This is a genomic window from Knoellia locipacati (genome assembly GCF_044791685.1).
GTDB lineage: Bacteria > Actinomycetota > Actinomycetes > Actinomycetales > Dermatophilaceae > Knoellia > Knoellia locipacati_A.
In genome coordinates, this window is the sequence record NZ_CP087730.1 from 2,946,571 (window position 1) to 2,970,797 (window position 24,227).

At 71.1% G+C, this 24,227-nt stretch carries 25 protein-coding genes, 1 other RNA gene and 2 pseudogenes; 19 read left to right on the forward strand and 9 right to left on the reverse strand.

Annotated features, from left to right (window positions below; all coding sequences use genetic code 11):
- Positions 1–3: 3 nt before the first annotated feature.
- From LL946_RS13770 to LL946_RS13780, 3 genes and pseudogenes are all read right to left on the reverse strand, one after another.
- On the reverse strand, positions 4–318 hold the full coding sequence (locus tag LL946_RS13770) for a response regulator transcription factor (protein ID WP_404381566.1): 315 nt from the start codon (positions 316–318) through the stop codon (positions 4–6).
- A gap of 131 nt (positions 319–449) precedes the next feature.
- A pseudogene (locus LL946_RS13775) lies at positions 450–614 on the reverse strand (response regulator transcription factor); the annotation flags it as partial.
- A 204-nt stretch (positions 615–818) separates the two neighbouring features.
- On the reverse strand, positions 819–1,748 hold the full coding sequence (locus tag LL946_RS13780) for a histidine kinase (protein WP_404381568.1): 930 nt from the start codon (positions 1,746–1,748) through the stop codon (positions 819–821).
- Between the two features lie 153 nt (positions 1,749–1,901).
- Between LL946_RS13780 and LL946_RS13785 the strand changes: the two genes are divergently transcribed.
- Positions 1,902–2,327 (forward strand): hypothetical protein, encoded by a 426-nt coding sequence (locus tag LL946_RS13785; protein ID WP_404381570.1) that lies wholly within the window; start codon positions 1,902–1,904, stop codon positions 2,325–2,327.
- A gap of 93 nt (positions 2,328–2,420) precedes the next feature.
- Here LL946_RS13785 and LL946_RS13790 read toward each other — a convergent pair whose 3' ends face one another.
- On the reverse strand, positions 2,421–2,798 hold the full coding sequence (locus tag LL946_RS13790) for a winged helix-turn-helix transcriptional regulator (protein WP_404381572.1): 378 nt from the start codon (positions 2,796–2,798) through the stop codon (positions 2,421–2,423).
- A gap of 108 nt (positions 2,799–2,906) precedes the next feature.
- On the opposite strand from LL946_RS13790, the gene LL946_RS13795 reads away from it, so the two are divergent.
- Positions 2,907–3,767, forward strand: coding sequence for an SDR family oxidoreductase (locus LL946_RS13795; RefSeq protein WP_404381574.1), 861 nt, complete (start codon positions 2,907–2,909; stop codon positions 3,765–3,767).
- A gap of 75 nt (positions 3,768–3,842) precedes the next feature.
- Here the strand turns inward: LL946_RS13795 and LL946_RS13800 are convergent, their stop codons facing one another.
- Complete coding sequence (locus LL946_RS13800; RefSeq protein ID WP_404381576.1) at positions 3,843–4,937, reverse strand: M14 family zinc carboxypeptidase; 1,095 nt, start codon at positions 4,935–4,937, stop codon at positions 3,843–3,845.
- A gap of 338 nt (positions 4,938–5,275) precedes the next feature.
- Here LL946_RS13800 and ssrA point away from each other — a divergent pair.
- Together ssrA and LL946_RS13810 are read left to right on the forward strand one after the other, a co-directional pair.
- Positions 5,276–5,642: a transfer-messenger RNA gene (gene ssrA, locus LL946_RS13805) on the forward strand.
- 87 nt (positions 5,643–5,729) lie between these two features.
- Positions 5,730–6,566, forward strand: a complete 837-nt coding sequence (locus tag LL946_RS13810; protein ID WP_404381578.1) for a phosphatase PAP2 family protein — start codon at positions 5,730–5,732, stop codon at positions 6,564–6,566.
- Here LL946_RS13810 and LL946_RS13815 read toward each other — a convergent pair.
- Together LL946_RS13815 and LL946_RS13820 are read right to left on the reverse strand one after the other, a co-directional pair.
- Positions 6,544–7,185, reverse strand: coding sequence for a hypothetical protein (locus tag LL946_RS13815; protein ID WP_404381580.1), 642 nt, complete (start codon positions 7,183–7,185; stop codon positions 6,544–6,546). The genes LL946_RS13810 and LL946_RS13815 overlap by 23 nt on opposite strands.
- Positions 7,182–7,902: pseudogene (locus LL946_RS13820) on the reverse strand (SIMPL domain-containing protein). Before LL946_RS13820 ends, LL946_RS13815 begins: the two are co-directional and overlap by 4 nt.
- Here LL946_RS13820 and LL946_RS13825 point away from each other — a divergent pair.
- From LL946_RS13825 to LL946_RS13845, 5 genes are all read left to right on the forward strand, one after another.
- Positions 7,901–9,307, forward strand: a complete 1,407-nt coding sequence (locus tag LL946_RS13825; protein ID WP_404381582.1) for an NAD-dependent malic enzyme — start codon at positions 7,901–7,903, stop codon at positions 9,305–9,307. The pseudogene LL946_RS13820 and the gene LL946_RS13825 sit on opposite strands and share 2 nt — an antisense overlap.
- Positions 9,304–9,669, forward strand: a complete 366-nt coding sequence (locus LL946_RS13830; RefSeq protein WP_404381584.1) for a VanZ family protein — start codon at positions 9,304–9,306, stop codon at positions 9,667–9,669. Before LL946_RS13825 ends, LL946_RS13830 begins: the two co-directional genes overlap by 4 nt.
- 206 nt (positions 9,670–9,875) lie before the next feature.
- The gene (locus tag LL946_RS13835) at positions 9,876–12,173 is read left to right on the forward strand and encodes a DEAD/DEAH box helicase (RefSeq protein ID WP_404381586.1); all 2,298 of its coding nucleotides are present in this window, start codon (positions 9,876–9,878) and stop codon (positions 12,171–12,173) included.
- Entirely contained in the window at positions 12,163–12,723 is a 561-nt protein-coding gene (locus tag LL946_RS13840; RefSeq protein WP_404381588.1) for a YqgE/AlgH family protein, read from the forward strand. The genes LL946_RS13835 and LL946_RS13840 overlap by 11 nt, the downstream gene beginning before the upstream one ends.
- A gap of 34 nt (positions 12,724–12,757) precedes the next feature.
- On the forward strand, positions 12,758–13,054 hold the full coding sequence (locus LL946_RS13845; RefSeq protein ID WP_404386905.1) for a DUF3039 domain-containing protein: 297 nt from the start codon (positions 12,758–12,760) through the stop codon (positions 13,052–13,054).
- A gap of 48 nt (positions 13,055–13,102) precedes the next feature.
- On the opposite strand, the gene LL946_RS13850 is transcribed toward LL946_RS13845, so the two are convergent.
- Entirely contained in the window at positions 13,103–14,272 is a 1,170-nt protein-coding gene (locus tag LL946_RS13850) for a hypothetical protein (RefSeq protein WP_404381590.1), read from the reverse strand.
- Positions 14,273–14,440: 168 nt separating this feature from the next.
- Here LL946_RS13850 and LL946_RS13855 point away from each other — a divergent pair, with 168 nt between their 5' ends.
- Entirely contained in the window at positions 14,441–15,409 is a 969-nt protein-coding gene (locus LL946_RS13855) for a zinc metalloprotease (RefSeq protein ID WP_404381592.1), read from the forward strand.
- 197 nt (positions 15,410–15,606) lie between these two features.
- Positions 15,607–17,367: a DEAD/DEAH box helicase gene (locus LL946_RS13860; protein WP_404381594.1), complete on the forward strand. Its 1,761-nt coding sequence runs from the start codon at positions 15,607–15,609 to the stop codon at positions 17,365–17,367.
- Between the two features lie 114 nt (positions 17,368–17,481).
- Here LL946_RS13860 and LL946_RS13865 read toward each other — a convergent pair whose 3' ends face one another.
- A complete protein-coding gene (locus LL946_RS13865) occupies positions 17,482–17,976 on the reverse strand; it encodes an Lrp/AsnC family transcriptional regulator (protein ID WP_404381596.1) in 495 nt (164 codons plus the stop codon).
- 107 nt (positions 17,977–18,083) lie between these two features.
- Between LL946_RS13865 and hppD the strand changes: the two genes are divergently transcribed.
- The 8 genes from hppD to LL946_RS13905 all read left to right on the forward strand — a co-directional run bounded on the left by hppD (position 18,084) and on the right by LL946_RS13905 (position 24,224).
- The gene (gene hppD, locus LL946_RS13870; RefSeq protein WP_404381598.1) at positions 18,084–19,328 is read left to right on the forward strand and encodes a 4-hydroxyphenylpyruvate dioxygenase; all 1,245 of its coding nucleotides are present in this window, start codon (positions 18,084–18,086) and stop codon (positions 19,326–19,328) included.
- 229 nt (positions 19,329–19,557) lie between these two features.
- Positions 19,558–20,085, forward strand: coding sequence for a histidine kinase (locus LL946_RS13875; protein ID WP_404381600.1), 528 nt, complete (start codon positions 19,558–19,560; stop codon positions 20,083–20,085).
- A 38-nt stretch (positions 20,086–20,123) separates the two neighbouring features.
- Positions 20,124–20,924, forward strand: coding sequence for a DUF4097 family beta strand repeat-containing protein (locus LL946_RS13880; protein WP_404381602.1), 801 nt, complete (start codon positions 20,124–20,126; stop codon positions 20,922–20,924).
- Positions 20,921–21,688, forward strand: a complete 768-nt coding sequence (locus LL946_RS13885) for an ABC transporter ATP-binding protein (protein WP_404381604.1) — start codon at positions 20,921–20,923, stop codon at positions 21,686–21,688. Before LL946_RS13880 ends, LL946_RS13885 begins: the two co-directional genes overlap by 4 nt.
- On the forward strand, positions 21,688–22,455 hold the full coding sequence (locus LL946_RS13890; RefSeq protein ID WP_404381605.1) for an ABC transporter permease: 768 nt from the start codon (positions 21,688–21,690) through the stop codon (positions 22,453–22,455). The genes LL946_RS13885 and LL946_RS13890 overlap by 1 nt, the downstream gene beginning before the upstream one ends.
- A 59-nt stretch (positions 22,456–22,514) precedes the next feature.
- The gene (locus LL946_RS13895; RefSeq protein ID WP_404381607.1) at positions 22,515–22,718 is read left to right on the forward strand and encodes a DUF4177 domain-containing protein; all 204 of its coding nucleotides are present in this window, start codon (positions 22,515–22,517) and stop codon (positions 22,716–22,718) included.
- Between the two features lie 11 nt (positions 22,719–22,729).
- Positions 22,730–23,425 (forward strand): hypothetical protein, encoded by a 696-nt coding sequence (locus tag LL946_RS13900; protein WP_404381608.1) that lies wholly within the window; start codon positions 22,730–22,732, stop codon positions 23,423–23,425.
- 13 nt (positions 23,426–23,438) lie between these two features.
- The gene (locus tag LL946_RS13905) at positions 23,439–24,224 is read left to right on the forward strand and encodes an RDD family protein (protein ID WP_404381610.1); all 786 of its coding nucleotides are present in this window, start codon (positions 23,439–23,441) and stop codon (positions 24,222–24,224) included.
- The last annotated feature ends 3 nt before the right edge of the window (positions 24,225–24,227 follow it).

Sequence of the window (24,227 nt, forward strand, 5' to 3'; positions counted from 1 at the left end):
GCGTCACTCGGTGAGGCCGTGGCTGTGCGCCCAGAGCACGGCGTGGATGCGGTCGCGCAGGTCCAGCTTGGCGAGGATGTGCCGGACGTGGGACTTGACCGTGGCCGGGGAGAGCTGGAGTCGTGCAGCGATCTCCCCGTTGTCGAGCCCGGCACCGACGAGCCCGAGCACCTCCCGCTCTCTGGCGCTGAGCAGGCGAGCGGCGTCGTCCGGCACCTCGGGAGGGGGAGCGCCGGCAAGGTAGCGCGTGACGATACGGTCGAGGATCCCCGGGGCGAAGACCGACTCCCCGTCGGCAGTGCGTTCGACGGACGACACGAGCTCCGCCGCGGTCGCGTCCTTGAGGACGAACCCCGAGGCCCCGGCGGACAGGTGTCGTGGACATGACGGTCCAGGTCGAACGTCGTGAGGACGAGCACGCGGCTGCGGACCTCGGCCTCGGTGAGGCGCCGGGTGGCCTCGACCCCGTCGACGTGAGGCATGCGCAGGTCCATGAGCACGACATCCGGGAGGTGGGCCAACACTGCGGCGACGGCCTCCTCCCCGTCGGACGCCTCCGCGACCACCTCGATGCCGGCGAGCTCCAGGATGAGCCGAAGTCCCGAGCGGACCATGACCTGGTCGTCCGCGATGACGACGCGTGTCACCGTCGCTCCTGGCGTGGCAGCGTGGCGTGTACCTCGAACAGTCCGCCGTCGACCGGTCCGGCCCGGAAGGTCCCACCCAGGAGTCGGCAGCGCTCGGCCATCCCGTGGATGCCCCTGCCGGCGGGGGCGGCAGCACCACGTGCTGCGTTGAGTGCGGAGACCTCGACTCGGTCAGGCGTCCACGTCAGGCTCAGCGCGACGGGGCTGCCGGGCGAATGCTTGCCCGCGTTCGTGAGCGACTCGGTGACGATCCGTTGGATCGCCAGCCAGATGCGCGCCGCGTCGGGCCAGGGGCTTCCCTGCTGGGTCACCGTGTTCTCGATGCCTGCCGCACGCGCCCGGGCCGCGACCTGCTCGATGCCCTCCGGACCGACGTGGTCCACGGACGACTCGCCCAGCAGGCCGATGATCCCCCGCAGCTCGAGGCTGGGTTCGGTGCGCGGTCTCGCGAACGGCTTCGAGCGGGCCGACGGCGAGGGCAGGGTCGCGGGCGAGGGCAGCGGAAGCGGCCTCCGACTGGAGCGCGATGAGGGTGACCTCGTGCCCCACGACGTCGTGCAGCTCCTGAGCGATCCGGGTCCGCTCGTCGGCAGCGGCGACGTCGCGAGTGATCGCCCTCTCCACGAGCAGCTGCTCGGTGAGGGTCTGGAGCCGGTGGTTCTGGGTGCGGTGCTCGAGGATCACGCGGGCCACGGTGTAGGTGCCGATGACGAGCAACCAGGTGGTGAGCAGTGCGACCGGCTCCTCCGGTCCGCGCACGGTGGAGACCGTCCCGGTGAGGAGGGTCCACGCCAGGACGGCCCAGCCGAGCCGTGTCGGCGGACGCGACCCGAGGAGGGCGAGGAGGGCGAGGACGACGTAGCCGAGCAGGAGGAAGCCCCCCGGCGTGGGGATCAGCATCGCCGTTGCGGAGACCGCGGTGGCGGGCACCGGCGCGGTGCGCCACCAGGCGACCGGGACGACGAAGAGCAGTGTGTAGAGGACGGCCACCGGGCGAGCGGCGATCGGGTCAGCCAGCACCTGGGCGATGCTGAGCGCGAGCATGGCCGAGGCCGACGCGACGTCCAGCCGCGGCGGCCACGCGCGGGCACTCCACTCCACGAGACGAATGTAGGGCCGGGAACCGGTCCTGTCGTCAGCCCCGGGGCGGAAGGCGACTTCCGCCCGTGAGGCGATGCGCGGCCGGTCGCGGACTTCGTAGCGTCGACCCACGGCGCCCGGCCGTCGGGCGCACCAGTCGAGAGCGAGCTGCCCATGTCCACCTTCTTGACCCGGGCGAGTGTCGACGAGGCTCCCGTGGAGGGGCGGGCGCCGTCGACGCGGCTGGCGCTCGGCGCGGCTCGGGGGGTTGGCGTCGTCCACGCGCTCCTCGGGCTGGCCGGCGTCGTGCTCTTCACCGTGGTGATGCCGGAGGAGGCCTTGTGGGTCCACCCCGTGGTCGACACCGGCGTCGTCGTCCTCAAGGTCGCCGTGAGCGCCCTCCTGCTCGTGGGTGCCCTGTGGCCCGGCCTGGCCCCGGACCGTCGGCACCGGCTTCTCGGCTTCGCGGTGCTCGGAAGCGTGGTCTTCGGTCTCGTCAAGCTCACCGTCTATGACGAGCAGGAGGCGCTCGCGTTCTTCGTCATCGATGCTCTGCTCGTGGTGCTGCTGGTGCTGGCGCGACCCCGGGCCCGGACGTGACCGACGTCCTCATCACGGCGGTGGACATCGCAGTGAACGGCGACGTGCGGGACCGCGTCCACGCCGCCGGCTGATCGCCGCGGCGTCGCCGTCTCAGTCGGCCGCAGCGTCCTCGAGGATGTCGGGCGCGTTCTCGACGACCCACTCCATGAGTGGCTGGAGGTGGGCGGCGAGCTCGAGCCCGCGTGGGGTGAGCGAGTATTCGACGTGGGGCGGCACGACCGGCCTGGCGTCGCGCAGGACGAGGCCGTCGGCGACGAGCGTGCGCAGCGTCTGCGCAAGCATCTTCTCGCTCACTCCCTCGGCACGGCGGCGGAGCTCGCTCCACCGCAGCGGCTCACCGTCGCCCAGCGACAGCAGGACGAGCAGCCCCCACTTGCTCATGACGTGGTCGAGGACGGTCCGGCTCGGGCAGCCGGTGGCGAACACGGCATCGGGGAAGTGCCGGCGCAGGGGGTTGCTCACCTTCATGTAGGTACCTTACTTCAAAGTGGGTACTAACTTCAGGGAAGTATGCCGCCGTGCCGGTCGTTGCCCGGGTGTCAGCGTTTGCCGCCACCCCTTCGAAAGGCTCGACCCATGACCTCCATCCTCGTCACCGGCGCCACCGGACAGCTCGGCCGCCTCGCCATCGACGCGCTCCTCGCTCGCGGTGTCGCACCCCGGGACATCGCCGCGTTCGTGCGCGACAAGGCGAAGGCGAGCGACCTCGCCGAGCGCGGCGTCCACGTGCGCGTCGGCAGCTACGAGGAGGCGGCGTCCCTCGACGCTGCGCTGCTCGGCATCGACCGGGTCCTGCTCGTCTCCGGCTCCGAGGTCGGCCAGCGGGTCGCGCAGCACCAGAACGTCATCGACGCTGCGGTCCGCGCCGACGTCGAGCTGGTGGCCTACACGAGCATCGTCCGTGCGGACAGCTCGCCGCTCGCCCTCGCGGTCGAGCACCGCGCCACCGAGGAGGCGCTCGCAGCCTCGGGCCTTCCGCACGTCCTGCTGCGCAACTCCTGGTACGTCGAGAACTACACCGCCCAGGCCGCCCAGCACGTCGAGCACGGGGTCGTCCTCGGTGCCGCCGGTGAGGGCCGGGTCAGCGCCGCGACGCGTGCCGACTTCGCCGAGGCTGCGGCCGCCGTCATCACGGCGGACGGGCAGGCCGGCCAGGTCTACGAGCTCGGTGGAGACGCGGCGTTCACCCTCGACGAGTACGCCGCTGCCCTGTCCGAGCAGTCCGGGACGGCCGTGGCCTACCGCGACCTCACCGTCGAAGACTACGCCGCGGCCCTCGTCCAGGCAGGGCTGCCGGAGGGCTACGCCCAGGTGCTGGCCGCGAGCGACGACGGCCTCAAGCATGGCGCGCTCCTCGTCGAGACGGGTGACCTGTCCCGCCTGCTCGGTCGCCCGACGACCCCGTTGGCCCAGGCCATCGCGGCCGCCGTCGCCTGACCTCGGTACGGACGGCCCACGGTCCAGTCAGACGCGGGGTGACACACGCGTCTGACTGGACATCGTGGGCGGAGGTCAGCCGTGCTGGTGCTCCGGTGCCTCCACGCTCTCGCCCCGCTCGGGCAGGTTCTCCACCGGCGCGAGGTCGGTGGTGAGCCAGGTGCCGTCAGCCACCGCCTCGAGGATCGAGAAGCCCGTCGTCTCGGCGGTCTTGGCGATGTAGCCGGCCGACTTCTGCCCGATCCCACCGCGCAGCTCGAAGAGCACCGAGGCCGAGCCGAGGAGGGCGTAGGCGTTGCGCGCGATGCCCGGCGTGGTCGTGCTGGGGTAGCGCGTGATGTTGGCGTAGCCCTTGCTCTCGACGGAGTTGAGCATCACCGCCACGGCCCGCTGCGAGTCCTCGACGGTGGCCGTCCACGCGTCACCGAGCCCGAGTCGCTCGGCCTCCTCGTCGGCGTTGGGCCACATGATCGAGCCGGTGATCATCCGGCCGTCGTCGTCGACGTAGGTCCCCTGGTGGTGGAAGTCCACGACGAGCTCCGGCTGGCGCTCGTCCCAGAGCAGGCGCATGGCGATCGCCTCCGGCACCGGGTTGAGGTCGTCCATCCCGGGCAGGTACGGGTGGTCGGTCGCCGAGGCGGAGTACGAGTGGTAGCGGTTGATGTCGTAGCCGCGGCCCACCTGGTAGAAGGGGTCGCACGGTGCCACGGTGCAGCTCGGGTCGTAGTTCTGCCGCCACGGCGTCGTCCGGCCCGCGGCGTCGGTGACGTCGGCGTCGAAGCCGTCGACGTTGACGCGCGGCACGATCGTCACGGTCAGCGCCTCCCGCATCTGCTCGGAGCTGCTCGACCCGTTGGCCAGGGTGCGGATGATCGCGAGCATGCCCTCGCTGACGACGAACTCGTCGCCGTGCTGGTTCGCGATGAACATGACGTCGGTGGGGCCGTCGCCGATCGTGACGACGGGGATGTCGCGGCCGGTGTTGCTCTGGCGCGGGGCAGCGGTGAGGTCGAAGCTGCCCGTGGCCGAGGCGTCGACCTGTCGCAGGGTCGACCACAGCTGCTCGTAGGAGTGGATGCCGTTGAGGTTGCCCTCGCCCCACGGCCCTCCGGGCGTCGTCGGCGGCGGGTCGGCCACCGAGGTCGTCGCGGGCAGAGCCGCCAACCCCATGGCGCAGGCTCCGGCGACGAGGGCGGTTCTCAGGTGTCGGATGGGTCGAGGTGACATGCAGGTCCTCCGGGTCGGTCGATGCCTGACGCGGTGCGGACCTCGCCGCAGATCGGTCACGTGGTGCGCTCCCGCCCTGCCTGGTCCTTCGACGCTAACGAGTTACCCATGGGTCGGCATGTCGAGCAGCCGCCGGTGCCAGCGGCTCACCGCGAGGGCTCTCCGCGCCCCACCTTCGGGCAATGCGGTTGGTCGCTGTCGGGACGACCCGGCATACTGGGGTCTCGTCCGGTGTTGCACCGGTCGAAGACAACTGAACAGCGTGGGATGAGCCCCCTCAGGGGGGTGATCGGTTTCGACATTGGTCGGCGGATCAAGGGAAGCGGGTCGAGGATGCACGGTCATCTCGTCAACGCTCCGTGCAAACCAATAGGTGCCAACTCCAAGCGCACCGACTTCGCCCTCGCCGCCTGAGCGAGCTCCGAAGTCCGTCAGCCTGAGCTAGATCTCGACTCAGTGCCTGGCGCCATCTAGAGAACTGGCTGCGTCACCCTTGTCGGGGGGTGGCGTGGGACTCAATCCGACTGGGCCTGTCAGGGAACGTGTGCGCGCGAGCCCTGGGGCCGAGAAAATCCACAGCGCACTGCACCCGGAGAAGCCTTGGTTTCCCGTCAGTGGACGCGGGTTCGATTCCCGCCACCTCCACCACCGTGGTCATCCCACCGCCCGAACACCCGGTCGGTCAGCCTCGCTGACCGCCGGGTGTTCGTGTGTCCGGATGTGTGACCATCTCGTATGCCGTCCGCCCACCTGCAGCCCGAGCCGCCTCGCGACGAGGGCAGGGTCGGCACCCGCGACCTCGCGGACTGGCGATCGGCCACCGGTCGACTGCTGGTCCGCCTCGTCACGCGTGCGGCCAGGGTGCTGGCCCGGGTGCTCCGGTGGTCGGTCTCGAACATCGCGCTCGTGCTCACCGCGGGCGTCGGGCTCGCCCTCGTCTGGGGCTTCTCCGCCGTCACGGCGGAGGTCTACGAGAACGTCGTGGACCGTGACGGCATCTCGGTCATCGACCAGCCGGTGCTGGAAGCCGCGGTCGCGGCCCGCACGCCACTGCGCTCCGAGATCGCCACCGACTTCACCGACATCGGTGGGCCGGTGGTCATGCCGATCATCACGGTCGTCGTCGCGGTGGGTCTCGCCCTGGCGTGGCGGCGATGGACCCCGGTCATCCTCATGGGGATCGCCAGCCTGGGGTCGCTCGCCATGACGGTGACCGGCAAGCAGCTCACGGCGAGGGCGCGTCCGCCGGAGTCGCTGGCCGTGCCGCCGTTCGAGACCTCGGCGAGCTTCCCGTCGGGGCACACGCTCAACGCGACCGTGGTCCTGGGGCTCACGGCATACCTGCTCGTCATTTGGCTCAACGGCAAGCGGTGGCGCGCGGTGGTGCTCCTCGTGCTGGGGCTGCTCGTCCTGGGCATGGGGCTGTCAAGGGTGTTCCTCGGCCACCACTGGCTCACCGACGTCGTCGCCGGGTGGGCGGTCGGCCTGGGCTGGCTCGCCAGCGTGGTCACCGGTCACCGGGTCAAGATCACCCTCGACCGGCGACGGGCTACGCGTTCCCCGGCCGCGTGACCCCGGCGATGTCGAGGGCCCACGTCCCCCCGTCACGGTGGAAGCCGAGCTTCTCGTAGTAGGCGCCGACCATGGCATCAGGGGTGCGGATGGTCCGCCAGCCGTGGCCGGCGAAGAGCCCGCTGCGCCGCCACACGAACTCACCCGGCGTGAAGTCCCGGTAGCGCTCGGTGACGTAGTCGAGCTCGACCTGTCCGACCCCGTCCCCAGCGTCACGCACGACGACCACGCCGACGGTCTCGTGGCCGTGCAGGACGAGGTAGGCGAAGCGTGAGGCCGACTCGGTCACGCCGCTGAAGCCCGGGTTGAACTTCGCGATGTCGGCGCGCTGCACCTCGACGAAGTGCTGGAAGTAGGCGTCGGCCTCCTTGACCTCGATGACCCGGAAGGCGTCGGCATCGTCCTTCTCGCGCAGCATCTTGGCGATGAACCAGAGGTTGATCGCGGCGAGCACGACGTTCATCGCCACCATGGGCCAGACGCCGATGAGCGCGTTGAAGACCGTGAGGATGACGCAGGCGATGGTGTTGAGCAGGCGCAGCCGCAGGATGCGCGCCTGGAGCAGCGAGAAGACGAGGAGGGCGGAGCCGAACCAGCCGAGGGCGTCGAGCCAGCTCATGACAGGGCCCAGCGGACGGTGACCGTGCTCGTGATCGCATGGGTGCCACCCTCGATCGGTATGGCCCCGGCGAAGGCGTCGGCCGAGCGAGCCATCATCGGACGGGGCGCCGGGTCGGGCCCGCCCTCGCGGATGGAGATGACCGCGCCGAGGTCGACCCCGGCGAGCCGGGCGTACTGGGTCGCGCGGGCGCGAGCGTCCTCGAACGCGGCCGCGCGGGCCGCCTCGAGCGCCACCGTGGTCTGCTCTGCGGTCATCTCGATGCCGTCGACGGCCACCGCGTCGCCGGCGGCGCCCGCGAGGGCCTGGAGGACGTCACCGACCCGGGACGTGTCGCGGATCGTGAGCCGGAACGCCTGGTATGCCGTGTAGCCGACGACCTTGCGGCCGTTCTGGTCGTGGCGCGGGTGGATGCCGACGTCCTCGGTGCGACGCCTCGACGCCGTGGTCGGCCGCGGCCTGGAGCGCGGCCGCGGTGCGGTTCGACGACTCGGTGAGGGCAGCGGCGACGTCGCGAGCCTCGGACTGCACCCGCGCCCGGAGGATGACGAGGTCGGGCACGACGTGGTGCGCCCCCTGGCCGGTGACTTCGACGTGCTCGCTCATGCGGCAACTGTAGGTCCGTGGCGAGCGGGCCGATGTCGATGGCGTGGTGCGGGTCCCGCGTGGCGAGCCGATTGTCGTGAACTCGTCGGTAGCAGGTTGAATCATGCCCATGGCCCTTCCCTCCGCCGCCAACTCCGTCACCGTCCGGCTCGTCGTCCCGGCCCGAGCCACCGCAGTCAGCGAGCTCACCGGGGTCGTGGAGAAGGCGGGTGGAGTCGTCACCGGGCTCGACGTCACCGCCTCGGGCCACGACTCGGTCCGCATCGACGTGACCCTCATGACGCGCGACCCCGAGCACGCCGACGAGATCGTGGCCCGGATGCGCGCCGTGCCCGGCGTCGAGATCGGCAGGGTCTCTGACCGGACGTTCCTCATGCACCTCGGCGGCAAGCTGAGCATCGAGTCCAAGGTCCCGATCCGCAACCGTGACGACCTGTCGCTCATCTACACCCCCGGCGTGGCCCGGGTCTGCATGGCGATCTACGAGAACCCCGAGGACGCCCGTCGCCTGACGATCAAGCGCAACACCGTGGCGGTCGTCACCGACGGGACGGCGGTCCTCGGGCTGGGCAACATCGGTCCGCTCGCCGCCATGCCGGTCATGGAGGGCAAGGCCGCGCTCTTCAAGCGTTTCGCCGACATCGACGCCTTCCCGATCTGCCTGGACACGACCGACACCGAGGAGATCATCACCGCCGTCAAGGCGATCTCACCGGTCTTCGCCGGCATCAACCTCGAGGACATCTCCGCGCCCCGCTGCTTCGAGATCGAGGCGCGTCTGCGCGCCGAGCTCGACATCCCGGTCTTCCACGACGACCAGCACGGCACCGCCATCGTCGCGCTCGCCGCGATGCGCAACGCGCTCGCCGTCGTCGGCAAGAAGCTCGAGGACGTCAAGCTCGTCATGAGCGGCGCCGGTGCGGCCGGGACCGCCATCCTCAAGCTCCTGCTCTTCGCGGGTGCGCGTCACGTCGTCGTCGCGGACATGCACGGGGTCATCCACTCCCAGCGCGAGGACGTGCTGTCGGGGGAGCACCCCAACCACGAGTGGATCGCCGAGCACACCAACTCGGAGAACTTCTCCGGGACGCTCGCGGAGGCCCTCGCCGGCGCCGACGTCTTCCTCGGCGTCTCCGCCCCGAACATCCTCACCGGCGACGACATCGCGACGATGGCCGACGACGCGGTGGTCTTCGCCATGGCGAACCCCACGCCCGAGGTCGACCCGGTGGAGGCGGCCAAATACGCGACGGTCGTCGCGACCGGTCGCTCCGACTTCGCCAACCAGATCAACAACGTGCTCGTCTTCCCGGGCGTCTTCCGCGGTCTGCTCGACTCGGGGTCCAAGGTGCTCACACCCGCCGTGCTGCTCGCCGCCGCCGAGGCGCTCGCCGGCGTCGTCAAGGAGGATGAGCGCAACGCGACCTACATCATCCCGAGCGTCTTCCACCCCGACGTCGCCGAGGTCGTCGCAGCGGCTGTCGCCAAGGCGGCGACGGCCGACACCTCCGCGTGACGGGTGCGTGGTCGCACCGCCGGTCGCTGCTGCCGGCAGCGGTCGCGGTGCTCCTCCAGCTCGTCGTCGTCTACGCCCCGTCCGGTGGGGGAGCCGCACCGTTCCCGTACTTCGACAAGCTGGTGCACGCCGGCGTGTTCGCCCTGCCGGTGTTCCTCGGGCTGCTGGCCCGGCTGCCGCTCCTGCCGGTCGCCGCAGTCATGGCGGCGCACGCCCCCGTGAGCGAACTCGTCCAGGCGATGCTGCTGCCGCAGCGGTCCGGGGACCCGTGGGACGTCGTGGCGGACCTCGTCGGCGTGGGGCTCGGAGTGCTCGCGGCGACGCTCGCGCTGCACCGCGTCCAGGTCGACGTCAGGCGCTGACGCTGGAGCCGTGAGCACCTTTCACCGGCCCTCCGACGGCACGTGCACCACCTGACGGATGGTCTGGTCGGGGATGGATCGCTGATAGCATTGATCTCTTGCGCCACGTCCGGCGCCGCGTTCCAGCCCGTGAAATCTCGTTGACACAGAAGTCGTCGTGGAGGGCCGTAGACGCCACCACCACGACTCGGATCGAGTGATTTCCCATGCCCAAGAACCTTTCCTCCGGCGGCAAGAAGCCGCGCTGGACCTCCTCGCAGAAGGCGAGTGCGAAGGCCAAGGGACCCAAGAAGTCCCACCGCGGCCAGCCCGACGGACCCGCCCGCACCAAGGCCCCGCGCTCCGAGCGCAGCCCGCGCTGGGACCGCGAGGAGCGCGCCGAGCGTGCCCCCCGCGCCGACCGTGGCGAGTCGCGCGGCGGCTACCAGGGCCGTCCCGACCGTGGTGAGCGGCCGGCATCCGGCCAGCCTCGCGACGACCGTGGCGAGAGCCGCGGTGGGTTCCAGCGCCGCGACGACCGTGGCGACTCTCGTGGTGGCTACCAGGGTCGTCCCGACCGTGGTGAGCGTCCGGCATACGGGCAGCGTCGTGATGACCGCGGTGAGAGCCGCGGTGGCTACCAGGGTCGTCCCGACCGTGGTGAGCGTCCGGCATACGGGCAGCGTCGTGACGACCGTGGCGAGAGCCGCGGTGGCTTCCAGGGCCGTCCTGACCGGGGTGAGCGTCCGGCATACGGGCAGCGTCGTGACGACCGTGGCGACTCGCGTGGTGGCTACCAAGGTCGTCCCGACCGGGGCGAGCGGCCGGCATACGGGCAGCGCCGCGACGACCGTGGTGGTTACCAGTCCCGCCCCGACCGCGGTGAGCGACCGGCATACGGGCAGCGTCGTGACGACCGCGGTAGCCGACCGGCCTACGGCGAGCGCCGCGACGGCCGTCCGCCGTTCCGCCGCGACAGCGATACCCCGTCACGTCGGGTCGCCGACCCCGTGCGTCGCGACCGCCACGAGGGCCGTCACTTCGACGAGCACCGCCACGACCTGGCCGAGCAGCCGCGCACGTTCGAGGAGGCCGAGGCCGAGCGCGCCCAAGCCGACACCTGGGTGAAGTACGAGTCCAAGAAGGGGACCGGTCCCGCGATCGTCACCGAGGACAACGGCTTCGCCAAGCTCGGTGTCGACGCCCGCCTCGTCGAGCGGCTCGCCCGCGACGGCATCACCGAGCCCTTCCCGATCCAGGAGGCGACGATCCCCGACGCCCTCGCGGGTCGTGACGTCCTCGGCCGCGGCCAGACCGGCTCGGGCAAGACCCTCGCCTTCGGCCTGCCGACGATCACCCGCCTCGCCGACGGCACCAAGCCGGCGAGCAAGCGTCCCCGCTCGCTCATCCTCGTGCCGACCCGCGAGCTCGCGATGCAGGTGAGCGACGCCCTCGAGCCGCTCGTCCACGTCACCGGCCTGCGGCACAAGCTCGTCGCCGGCGGCCTGTCCTACGAGCCGCAGATCAAGGCGCTCGCCAAGGGCATCGACATCCTCGTCGCCACGCCCGGACGCCTCGCCGACCTCATCGAGCGCGGCGCCGTCGAGCTCGACGACGTCCAGGTCGCGATCCTCGACGAGGCCGACCACATGGCCGACATGGGCTTCATGCCCGAGGTCACCGCCATCCTCGACACGATGCCGGCCGGCGGCCAGCGGCTGCTCTTCTCGGCGACGCTCGACAAGGGCATCGACAAGCTCGTCGAGCGCTACCTCGTCGACCCGGTCACCCACTCGACCGAGGACGTGACGGCCAGCGTCACGACGATGAGCCACCACATCATGCTCATCGACCCCAACAACAAGAAGCAGCTCACGGCCGAGCTCGCCGCCCGCGACGGCCGCACCGTGGTCTTCGTGCGCACCCAGCTCGGTGCCGACCGCATCGCCCGCGAGCTGCGCGAGAAGGGCGTCCTCGCGGCGGCCATCCACGGCGGCCTGTCGCAGAACCTGCGCAACCGCGCGCTCGGCGCCTTCCGTGACGGGTCGCTGCCGGTGCTCGTCGCCACCGACGTCGCCGCCCGCGGCATCCACGTCGACGACATCGGCCTCGTGCTCCAGGCGGACCCGCCCGCCGACCACAAGGACTACCTGCACCGCGCCGGCCGCACCGCCCGCGCGGGGGAGAAGGGCACGGTCGTGACCTTCGCCCTGCCACACCAGAAGCGGACCATGGCCCGGCTCGCCGAGGCCGCCGGTCTCGACGTCGAGCCGATCCGCGTCCGCCCCGGTGACGAGCACGTCGAGGCGGCCGGTGGCCGCGCGCCGTCCGGCGTCCCGGTCGCTGACGAGGTGTGGAAGCCGCTGCTCGAGGCGAAGGCGCAGTCGCGTGGCCGGCGTCCCGGTGGCCCGCCGCGCCGTTTCCAGGGGGCCTCTCGTGGCCACCAGGGTGGCGCACGCGGTGGCGCACGTGGTGGCGAGCGACGTGGCCAGGGTGGCCGTGCAGAATGGAAGCGTGACCGCTGATCGCACGACGGGCCGCCTGCTCGTCTCGACGCCGCAGCTCGACGACGGGCTGTTCCACCGCAGTGTGATCCTCATGCTCCAGCACGACGACAACGGCGCCCAGGGTGTGGTGCTCAACAAGCCACTGGGCGCCGAGGTCGACTCGGTCCTGCCCGGGTGGGGTGAGCACATCGCCTCGCCGCAGACGCTGTTCCAGGGCGGACCGGTCCAGCTCGACTCCGCCCTGGGGCTCGTGACCGTGCAGGACGACGACGACCTCCCGCCGGGCAGCCAGCGCCTGTTCGGGTCGGTCGCCATCATCGACCTCGACACCCCGCCGCTGCTCGTCATGCCCGAGGTGGGCGGGCTGCGGATCTTCGCGGGGTATGCCGGGTGGTCCAGCGGGCAGCTCGAGGACGAGCTCCGTCGTGGCTCGTGGTTCGTCGTGGACTCGCTTCCCGGTGATCTGCTCACCGCCGACCCCGACCGGCTCTGGGAGCAGGTGCTCCGCCGGCAGGGTGACGAGCTCGCGTTCGTCGCCTACTACCCGTCCGACCCCGAGCTCAACTGAGGGGTCGTAGTCTGGGCGGGTGAGCGACCCGCAGATGCCCAGTGACCCGAACGCACCGCAGCCCGAGCCCTCGGGTCCCTCGACGCGCACGGCCGTCCTCGAGCGTGAGGAGACCGTCCCCCAGGTCCAGGAGCCGGGCGACCACGAGCGCTTCTCGCACTACGTGCGCAAGGAGAAGATCCTCGAGTCCGCGCTGTCGGGCGAGCCGGTGACGGCGCTCTGCGGCAAGGTGTGGATCCCCGGGCGTGACCCCAAGAAGTTCCCGGTCTGCCCCACGTGCAAGGAGATCTACCAGGGCCTGCGGGCACCGCAGGACGGCGGCGACGACTGACCTCACGCTCCGGCGGGAGCGGCGCGAGGGCAGGCGGGTGCCCTTGGGTCACCCGACCCAGAGCAGGACCTCGAGGGCCGCGACGAGCCTGGCGCGCAGCGGTGCGTCGTCCGACACGAGCTCGAGGAGCTGCTCGTTGCTCCGCGAGAGCCGCACGAGCAGCGTTGCGGCGGCGTCCTCGTCGCGAACCATCGCCAGGGCCAGCCGGCTGGCGTCGTCTGTCAGCTCCTCCGCGCCGGCGGGAGCGGACGTGGACCCGGCCAGGGCGGCGAGGAGCAGGAGGAGTCGGCGTTCCGGACGGGACACCGTCGGCCACAGCCCCACGAGGTCCGGAGTCGCCTCCGCCACCGCGCGGCGGGTGGGCTCGTCGTGCGGGCCGGGACGTGAGCCGCGCGCGGTCGCCAGGTCGGCGCAGACGCCTGCGAGGAACAGCTTGTGGAAGAGGTCGAGCCGGCGGCGCGGCGAGAGCGCACGTGCCGCTGCGAGGCCCGCGATCGCCCCCATCGCGGGTGCCGTCGAGGAGTAGGTGCTGCCCTGGTGGTTCACCGACCCGACGAGGGTGTCGAGGTGCTCGGACCATCGTTCGTCGTTGGCCGCGAGCCCGGCAAGGACGTCCGGCACGTCCGACGCGCTGCCGTAGGCGTGATCGAGCGTCGTCCAGTCCAGGCCCGGTGCCAGGTCGAGGCGCACGGGCTCGCCCGGGGCGTTGGACAGGTCGTCCTCGGTTGTCCCGTCGTCGGGAGCTCCAGTGCCGGACGTGCCCGTGTCAGCCGCCGAGGCATCACGGGGCGTGGTGCCGTCGAAGGCCGCCCCTCGCCGCTCCCGCACCGTCGCCTCGTCGAGCTCGTGGACGAGTCCGACGCGGGTGAAGGTCCGCAGGACGGTGGCCGTGTCACCGCCACCGCTGCCAGCGCTGTGGCCGCCGTGCGTGCGGGCGATCCGGCGTACGGCCACGTCCTCCTGCGCGTGCCACCACCGCTCGTCGTCGTCCGGCAGGGGACCCGTCGCCACCGAGCTGACGTCCCAGTGGCCTTGCTCGGCCGGCCGGATCGGCGGTCTGCCGAACCACCCGCTCTTCGGGTCCTTCTGGGCCCAGTCCACCTCGCGCACCGCCACCAGCGCGTGGCCCCGTTCGGCGAGGGCGTCGGCGACGCGATCCGCCGACTCGCGGTCGGGGAGCGTCACCTGGTGGGTCTGCGCCCACGAGCCTGTCGCCACGAGCTGACCTCCTCCTCGACCGCCCGACGGGTGCGGACGGCATACGGCACTTTGCCAAACCTTGACCCAGTTCGGGGAGAGCGCTGGTGTCCCGGATCGTTCGCTGCTCGCTAGGTTCGGAGGAACGCGAACCTCACAGGGGTTTGTGCAAACCGGAAGGACACCCGCATGTCTGTTCGCCCTGCGCGCCCCGTCGCGCTCCTCGCGGCCTCGATCCTCGCCGCAGCCGGCATCGGCTTCGGTGCCAGCAGCGCCTCCGCCGTCACCACTGCAGGTGAGCGCAGCGTCGCCGCCGAGTGCGCCACCGACGTCCACGCCGACGAGGCCACCGCCGGCCGCAGCCCGAACGCGAAGGACCCGCACGACGTCAGCCCGGCCCAGGCCAAGGCGATGGAGGCCCAGCTGTCCAAGGCCCTCGCGGCCAAGGGCCTGACGCGCGGTCCCTCGGGCGAGGCCAGGAAGCCCGGCGGTGGCGGCGCCTTCACGCCGACGGCGATCAAGGTCCACTGGCACACGATCACCGACGGGTCCAAGGGTGTCCTGAGCTCCAGCGAGATCAGCAGCCAGATCAACGTCCTCAACAGTGCCTACTCCGGCTCCGGTTTCTCGTTCACCCTCGCCACCACCACCACGACCAACAACGCCAGCTGGTACAACGGGCTCGACTACGGCAGCAGCGCCGAGCGGGCGATGAAGAGCGCCCTGCACACCGGCACCAACGCCGACCTCAACATCTACAGTGCCGACCTCGCTGGTGGGCTCCTCGGCTGGGCGACCTTCCCCAAGGCACGCGTCAGCGACATGGACGGCGTCGTCATCCTCGACGAGAGCCTGCCCGGCGGCTCGGCCTCGCCCTACAACAAGGGCGACACCGCGACGCACGAGGTCGGCCACTGGCTGAACCTCTACCACACCTTCCAGGGTGGCTGCTCCGACACGGCGGGCGACTACGTCTCCGACACCCCGGCCGAGGCCAGCCCCGCCTCCGGCTGCCCGACTGGTCGCGACACCTGCACCCTGCCCGGCCTCGACCCGATCCGGAACTTCATGGACTACACGACCGACGACTGCATGGACCACTTCTCGACGGGCCAGAAGTCGCGGATGCAGGCCGCCTGGGTCGCCTACCGCGCCTGACCCAGCGGCGCTTCTGCGCCGATCCACCGCCAGGGCTCGCCACGCACGTGGCGGGCCCTGGCGTTCGTGCCGACGCGGATCACCGCCCTGACGGCCCCGATCCGGATCGGCTTCGGCACAGCACACTTCGGGGTCGGATCGGGTGAGGTGGACCCCCGGCATGTCGTCCCGCGAACCTCGTTAACCTTGCGGAGCCGATGAGTACCTCTGCTGCCAGCCACCTCAGTCCCGCCTTCCCGGAGCGGGCCGCGTGGGGTACCGCCGCGAAGCTGCGCGCCTGGCAGCAGGAGGCGCTCACGGCATACCTCGAGTCCGACAGCAAGGACTTCCTGGCGGTCGCGACGCCCGGCGCCGGCAAGACGACCTACGCGCTGCGCATCGCCGCCGAGCTGCTCGAGAGCGGCGAGGTCAGGGCGATCACCGTCATCGCGCCGACCGAGCACCTCAAGACCCAGTGGTCCGAGGCGGCCGCGCGCGTCGGCATCCAGCTCGACCCGAAGTTCTCCAACTCGACCGCCGTGCACTCGCACGAGTACGACGGGGTGGCCCTGACCTACGCCCAGGTCGCCTCGCGCCCCGACCTGCACCGCCGGCGGACCGAGTCGACGCCCACCCTCGTCATCCTCGACGAGATCCACCACGGTGGGGACTCCCGCAGCTGGGGCGACGCCATCCGCGACGCGTTCACGCCCGCCGTGCGCCGGCTCGCGCTCACCGGGACGCCGTTCCGCTCGGACACCAGCCCGATCCCGTTCGTGCGCTACGAGATGGACGAGGCCGGGATCCTGCGTTCGGCCGCGGACTACACCTACGGGTATGCCGCGGCGCTGCGGGACGCCGTCGTCCGCCCGGTGCTCTTCCTCGCCTACGGCGGGGCGATGCGCTGGCGCACCAAGGCCGGCGACGAGATCGCCGCGCGCCTGGGTGAGCCGATGACCAAGGACCAGACCGCGCACGCCTGGCGGACGGCACTCGACCCCAAGGGGGAGTGGGTGCCGTCGGTGCTGGCAGCGGCGGACAAGCGGCTCACCGAGGTGCGCCGCCACGTCCCCGACGCCGGGGGGCTGGTCATCGCCACCAACCAGACGACTGCACGCGCCTACGCCCGCATCCTCGAGTCGCTCACCGGTCAGAAGACGACGGTCGTGCTCTCCGACGACGCCGGGTCGAGCGCCCGGATCGAGGAGTTCTCGGCGGGTGACGCGCGGTGGATGGTCGCGGTGCGCATGGTCTCCGAGGGCGTCGACGTGCCGCGCCTGTGCGTCGGCGTCTATGCGACCTCGACGTCGACCCCGCTCTTCTTCGCCCAGGCCGTCGGCCGCTTCGTGCGCGCCCGCAAGCGCGGCGAGACCGCCTCGGTATTCCTCCCGTCGGTGCCGGTGATCCTCGAGCACGCCGCGACGATGGAGGTCGAGCGCGACCACGCCCTCAACCGCAAGAGCGACCCCGAGGCCGAGGCGTCGATGTGGGCCGAGGAAGAGGGGCTCATCGCCGCGGCGAACCGCACCGAGAAGACGATGGGGCTCGAGGAGGAGAGCTTCGAGGCGCTGGAGTCGGACGCCCACTTCGACCACGTCCTCTTCGACGCGCAGCAGTTCGGCCTGCACGCCGACGTCGGTTCGGACGAGGAGCAGGACTACCTCGGCCTCCCCGGGCTGCTCGAGCCGGACCAGGTGTCGGCGCTGCTCCACGAGCGCCAGGCCAAGCAGTCCGCGGTGCCCGGTCGCAAGCAGCGCACCGCCGAGGCCCCGCTGTCGGCCCACCGCGCGCTCGCCGCCCAGCGCAAGGAGCTCAACAAGCTCGTGGCGGCCTATGCCAAGAAGACCGGTGCCCCGCACGCGAACGTGCACATGGAGCTGCGCCGTGCCTGCGGCGGGCCCGAGCTCGCTGCTGCGTCGTCGGACCAGGTGTCGATGCGCATCGACAAGGTGCGGCTCTGGTTCGTCGGGCGCCGCTGACCGGTCCGACCGCGCGTCGAGAGAAGAGGACACGCCGCATCGAAGGTGTGGTCGGCGGCGTGTTGTCTCCTCTCGACTGCTGTGGAGGGCGGGGTCAGGAGGGGCAAGGCGGGGTCATGAGCCGTCGCCGCGCTCGGCGGCCGCCTCGACGAGCGGGCCGGTGCGGTGGTCGAGGTGGGTCACGAGGCACATCGAGGTGTTGGCCCGCAGCACGTGGACGTCGTCGATGATCTCGTCGATGACCCGGCCGAGGTCGGCGTTGTCGCGGGCGACGATGCGCACGATGAGGTCGCCGACACCGGTGGTCGAGTGGATCTCGAGGACCTCGGGGATGGCGGCGAGGTGGGCCACGACGGGGGCGTGGCCCTGCCGCTGGCGGATCTCGAGGGTGCAGAACGCCGTCACCGGGTAGCCCAGAGCGGCCGGGTCGACCTGCGGACCCATCGAGGAGATGATCCCGCGCCCCTGGAGGCGGTCCAGCCGGGCCTGCACGGTGCCGCGCGCCACGCCCAGGCGGCGTGAGGCGCCGAGCACGCCGACGGACGGGTTGTCGGTGAAGAGCGCGATGAGGCGCGCGTCCAGGGCGTCGATGCCGTCAGGTCGGATCATGGGCACAGTGTCGACCCGAACCCCCTTTGCAGGCAACATCGTGCGCAGACTGTGCAGCGCGGCGGCATACCGTTGCACATCGTGAGCAGATCCGCGACCCTGCACGCATGACCGACACGACGACTGCGACGACGCAGGACACCCACATCGACCTCACCGAGCAGGAGCGCGCGGCGGACCTCAACATCCACGAGCTCAAGCGGCTCGTGGGGCTCGTCGAGTACGACGAGACCAAGGACCCGTTCCCCGTGACGGGCTGGGACGCGATCGTCTTCGTCGTCGGCAACGCGACGCAGACCGCGCACTACTACCAGTCGGCGTGGGGCATGGAGCTCGTCGGCTACTCCGGCCCCGAGTTCGGCAACCGCGACCACAAGGCGTTCGTCCTCAAGTCCGGGTCGATCCGCTTCGTCGTCAAGGGTGCCGTCCAGCCGGACAGCCCGCTCATCGCGCACCACGCCAAGCACGGCGACGGCGTCGTCGACATCTCGCTCGAGGTGCCCGACGTCGACAAGTGCATCGCGCAGGCCAAGGCCGCCGGCGCCCGCGTCGTGCAGGAGCCCGAGACCATCTCCGACGAGCACGGCTCGGTGCGCATCGGTGCCATCGCGACCTACGGCGAGACGCGGCACACCCTCGTGCAGCGGACCGTCGACGGCCAGACCTACTCCGGTCCCTACCTCCCCGGCTACGTCGCCCGGACGTCAGACTTCGTCAAGCGCGACGGCGCCCCCAAGCGGCTCTTCCAGGCGCTCGACCACATCGTCGGCAACGTCGAGCTCGGCAAGATGGACGAGTGGGTCTCGTTCTACAACCGGGTCATGGGCTTCGTGAACATGGCCGAGTTCATCGGTGACGACATCGCCACCGACTACTCCGCGCTCATGTCCAAGGTTGTCGCCAACGGCAACCACCGCGTGAAGTTCCCGCTCAACGAGCCGGCCATCGCGAAGAAGAAGTCGCAGATCGACGAGTACCTCGAGTTCTACAACGGACCCGGTGCCCAGCACCTCGCTCTCGCAACGAACGACATCCTGCGCACCGTCGACGAGCTGCGCAAGGAGGGCGTCGAGTTCCTCGACACCCCCGACGCCTACTACGACGACCCCGAGATGCGCGCCCGCATCGGCGAGGTCCGCGTCCCGATCGAGGAGCTCAAGGCCCGCAAGATCCTCGTGGACCGCGACGAGGACGGCTACCTCCTCCAGATCTTCACCAAGCCGCTCGGCGACCGCCCCACGGTCTTCTTCGAGATCATCGAGCGCCACGGCTCCCTCGGCTTCGGCAAGGGCAACTTCAAGGCGCTCTTCGAGTCCATCGAGCGCGAGCAGGACAAGCGCGGCAACCTCTGACGCTGCCGCTCCGCGAAGGCGGGGTATGCCGGGTGCTCACCTCCCGGCATACCCCGCCTTCGTCGTCTTGCCCCCTGCCGCTTTATCGGGTCACCCGATAAAGGGGCGCTCGACCCCGGTTGGCAACTCGGGCGAAGCAGCGCATTATCGGGTCGCCCGATACTGTGCCGCGGCGTGGTGGTGCCACAAGGCGTTGACTTTGACGTCAAAGTGATGTCATCATGACGTCATGGAACTCACTCCGTACGTCGACTCACTCCAGCGGGAGCTCGCCGTCGTCGCCGCAGCAGGTGGCCCCGAGGCCGAGGCGCTCGCCGAGCGGCTCACGGCTCCGCTGGACTCGGCCGTGCGACTGACGCTGCAGGAAGCCGTCGTCGACGCAGCCGCCGAGATCACCATGGCGCTCACCCCCGGCTCGGTGGACGTGAGACTCGCCGGGCGAGGGCTGGCCTTCGTCGTCACCCCCGCCGCCGCACCCGCGGACCTGGTGACGCCACCGGTGACGTCACCGACGGGCAGCGGCGATGACGGCACGGAGGGCGGCACCTCCCGGATCACCTTCCGCCCCTCCGACCGGCTCAAGGCCGGCATCGAGGCAGCCGCGGAGCGCGAGGGGCTGTCGGTCAACGCCTACCTCGTCCGCGTGCTCACCCTCGCCGTGCGTCGGGAGGGCGCCCCCGCAACGGTTCCGCTCCGCCCGCTCGACCAGGTCTCCACACCGCAGGGCGGCCAGCGACTGTCCGGCTGGGCGCGGTGACCTCCGCCATGACCACCACCAACCACCAGGAGAGCGCCGTGACCACCTTCGACACGCCCACCCCGATCCGCGCCAGGGTCCGGCTCCACGCCGGCGGGCTGCGCGTCATCGCGTCGGACACCGACCACACCGTCGTCACGGTGATCCCGTCCCGTCCCGACCGTGCAGGGGACATCGACGCCGCGGAGCGGACCAGCGTCACACTCGTCGATGGGGTGCTCGACGTCGCCGCCCCACGCGACCGGGGCATCAGCCTCGTCTGGCGGCCGGCCTCGGTCGAGGTGCTCATCGAGCTCCCGAGCGGTTCGGAGCTCGACGCCGAGACCAGCGCGGGCGACGTCGAGGCCACGGGCCGGCTGGGTGAGTGCACCCTCAAGACCTCGGCGGGCAACGTGCGCGCCGACGAGACGACTCGGGCCCACCTGCGGACCTCGGCGGGCAACGTCGAGGTGCGCCGGGCCACCGAGGTGGCCGACCTCAGCACGAGCGCCGGCAACGTCAGCCTCGGCGACACCGGTGGCCGTGCCATCCTGCGCGCCAGCACCGGCGACATCGCGGTGGGTCGCAGCGCGGGCCGTCTCGACGCGCGGACGTCGTACGGGCAGATGCGGGTCGACTCCGTCAGCGAGGGTGAGCTGACCCTGGCCACCGGCTACGGCTCGATCGACGTCGGGGTCGTCGACGGGACGGCGGCCAGGCTCGAGGTCTCCTCGGACCACGGCCACGTGCGCAGCGAGCTCGCTCCCCTCCCCGGACGCCCGGAGAGCTCCGGACCCACGGCGACGATCGCGGCCGTCACGAAGTACGGCAACGTCACGATTCGGAAGGCACTGTCATGACCACGGCCATCTCGGTCACCGGGCTGCACAAGTCCTTCGGTGACGTCGACGTCCTCAAGGGTGTCGACCTCGACGTCGCGCAGGGGAGCATCGTCGCCCTGCTCGGCAGCAACGGCGCCGGCAAGTCGACGCTCGTGCGCATCCTCTCAACGCTGCTGAGGGCGGACGGCGGGGAGGCGAGCATCCACGGCCTCGACGTCGGCGACGACGCAGCTCAGGTTCGCGCCACGATCAGCCTCACGGGACAGTTCGCCGCCGTCGACGAGGTGCTCACCGGCCGCGAGAACCTCGTCCTCGTCGCCCAGCTTCGTCACCTGCCCGACCCGGGACGGGTCGCCGACGAGGTGCTGGAACGGTTCTCGCTCACCGACGCCGGGAACCGGCGGGTGGCGACGTGGTCGGGTGGCATGCGTCGTCGCCTCGACATCGCGATGAGCCTCATCGGCGAGCCGCGGGTGATCTTCCTCGACGAGCCGACGACGGGCCTGGACCCCCAGGCCCGGATCGAGGTGTGGGGGGCGGTCAAGGAGGTCGCGACCCAGGGCACGACGGTGCTGCTCACGACCCAGTACCTCGACGAGGCCGAACAGCTCGCCGACCGGATCGCGATCCTGCACGAGGGGCGGATCATCGTCGACGGCACCCTCGCCGAGCTCAGGGACCTCCTGCCGCCGGCAGAGGTGGAGTACGTCAAGAAGCAGCCGAGCCTCGAGGAGGTCTTCCTCGCCGTCACCGGCGCCGACCACGATCGAGGAGCAGCCTGATGGCCACCCACTTCGTCTCCGACACCGCAGTCCTGCTGCACCGGTCACTGCGGCACATCGCCCGCAGCCCCGACACGATCATCTCGACGCTCGTCATGCCGATCGCGATGATGCTGCTGTTCGTCTACGTCTTCGGCGGGGCGATCCGCTCCGGGTCGGACTCGTACGTCAGCTACCTCCTGCCGGGCATCCTCGTCCTCACCATCGCGTCGGGGATCTCCTACACGGCGTTCCGACTCTTCCTCGACATCCAGGGCGGCATCGTCGAGCGGTTCCGGTCGATGCCGATCGCCCGCTCGTCGGTCCTGTGGGCGCACGTCCTCACCTCGCTCGTCGCCAACCTCGTCTCGCTCGGCGTCGTGCTGCTCGTCGGGCTGGCGATGGGATTCCGTTCCGGCGCAGGGCCGCTCGCGTGGCTGGCGGTCCTCGGGATCCTCGTGCTGCTCACCCTCGCCCTGACCTGGGTGGCGGTCATCCCGGGCCTCACGGCGAAGTCGGTCGACGGCGCGAGCGCGTTCGCCTACCCGCTGATCTTCCTGCCGTTCATCAGCTCGGCCTTCGTGCCGACCGACACGATGCCCGGGCCGGTGCGGGCGTTCGCCGAGCACCAGCCGGTGACGACCATCGTCGACGTCCTGCGTCGCCTGTTCACGGAGCAGCCCGTCGGCAGCGAGATCTGGACCGCCCTCGCGTGGTGCCTCGGCATCCTCGTCGTGGCCTACGGGGTGGCGGTCCGGACCTACCGGGGCAGCGTCACGTCCTCGTAGTCCGCGGCGAGAGCCCGAACGTCTGCCGTGCAGGTGGCTGCACGGCATACGCTCGCTTCATGGGATACGAGTACAAGGTCGTGCAGATCCGTGAAGGCCTCGTCGGCGGCAAGATGTCCGCCGGCAAGCTCGAGGGCGTGCTCAACGAGTGGGCCGCCAAGGGGTGGCAGCTCAAGGCCGTGACCGCCGTCGAGGTCAAGGGGCGGATCGGCCCGGGTGGCACCGAGGGCGTCCTCGTGACGTTCGAGCGTCAGGTCGGCTGACGACTCCGACGGTGGTCGCCTCGCTCCTCGTCCTCCCAAGTCCGCTCGTCGGGTCCGGGGCGTATGCCGTTCTCGCAGACGCGTTCCGGCAGCTCGGCGTCACCACAGAGGTGGCAGAGGTGCCGTCAGAGGTGACCACGGGCCGGGAGGTGCTGGAAGCCTTCCGGCAGGCCGTCGACGCCCTGCGCCCCGAGCTCGTCGTGGCCCACAGCAACGCGGGACTCGTGGCACCCGCGGTGGCGGACGGCATACCGACGGTCTTCGTCGACGCGGCCCTGCCGCCGCCGCACGGCGCGTGCGCCATGGCGCCTGCGGCCATGCTCGGCCACCTCGAGGAGCTGGCCGGTCCCCACGGGTTGCTGCCGCCCTGGACGCAGTGGTGGCCGGAGGACGACGTCGAGCCGCTGTTCCCGGACCGCAGTTCCAGGGCCTCCGCAGAGGCCGGGCTCCCGACACTGCCGCTGGCCTACTTCCGCTCGAAGGTCACGGCTCCGGCCGGGTGGGAGGACGGGCCGTGCGCCTACCTCGCCTTCGGGCAGACGTATGCCGCGGAGCTGGGCCGGGCGCGCCGGCTCGGCTGGCCGGCAGGCGAGGTCGCAGGCGCCCTGCACCTGCACTTCCTGCACGACCCGGCCCAGGTGGCCCGGGAGGTCCTCGATCTCGCCGGTCGCGTCAACGGCGGTGGGGGAGCGACCAGCCGGGTGTGACATCCTGCGCAGCATGAGCACGCCGAGCGGTCCCGGGTGGTACGAGAACCCCGACAACCCCGAGGAGCTGCGCTACTTCGACGGGATCCTCTGGACGTCGAACACGACGCCGCTGCGGACCCGCACGCCGCAACCGCCGGCACCCGCGCCGACTCCTCGCCCCGGTCACCCTCCCGTCCGACCCGAGGGCTGGGGGCCGCAGCCGCACCCGCAGGCGCACCACCAGGAGCCGTCGACCCCGCCCGCGCCGATCCAGGGGCTGCCCGAGCACACGGTGCTCGCCCCCTACGGGCTGCGGGTCGTCGCCTACCTCGTCGACACGCTCATCGTCAGCTTCGCCGCCCTCGTGGCCGGCGGCTGGTTCCTCTGGAAGGCCATCGAGCCGCTGGTCGACCGGCTCGACGCCGCCATGTCCTCCGGTGACGTGCAGGCCGTGAGCGCGGCGCTCGGCGAGGCCCGCTTCGGCTACCTCGCTGCGTTCCTCGGGATCCAGCTCGTGCTCTTCCTCGCCTACCACGTCTTCTGCCTGGTCCGCTGGGCCGCGACGCCCGGCAAGCTCCTCGTCGGCATCAGCGTTCGTCGGCTGGACCGACCCGGCCCTCTCGACACCGACACCGCGATCCGCCGCACCGGCTTCCAGGCGGTGGCCCAGGCCTTCGGCAACGTGCCCTACCTGTCGCTCTTCGGCACCGTCGCCCTCGTCATGGACCTCGTCTGGCCCATCGCGGACCCCCGGCGGCAGGCACTGCACGACAAGATCGCCAGGACCATCGTCGTCAAGGGGCGCACCCAGCGCTGACCA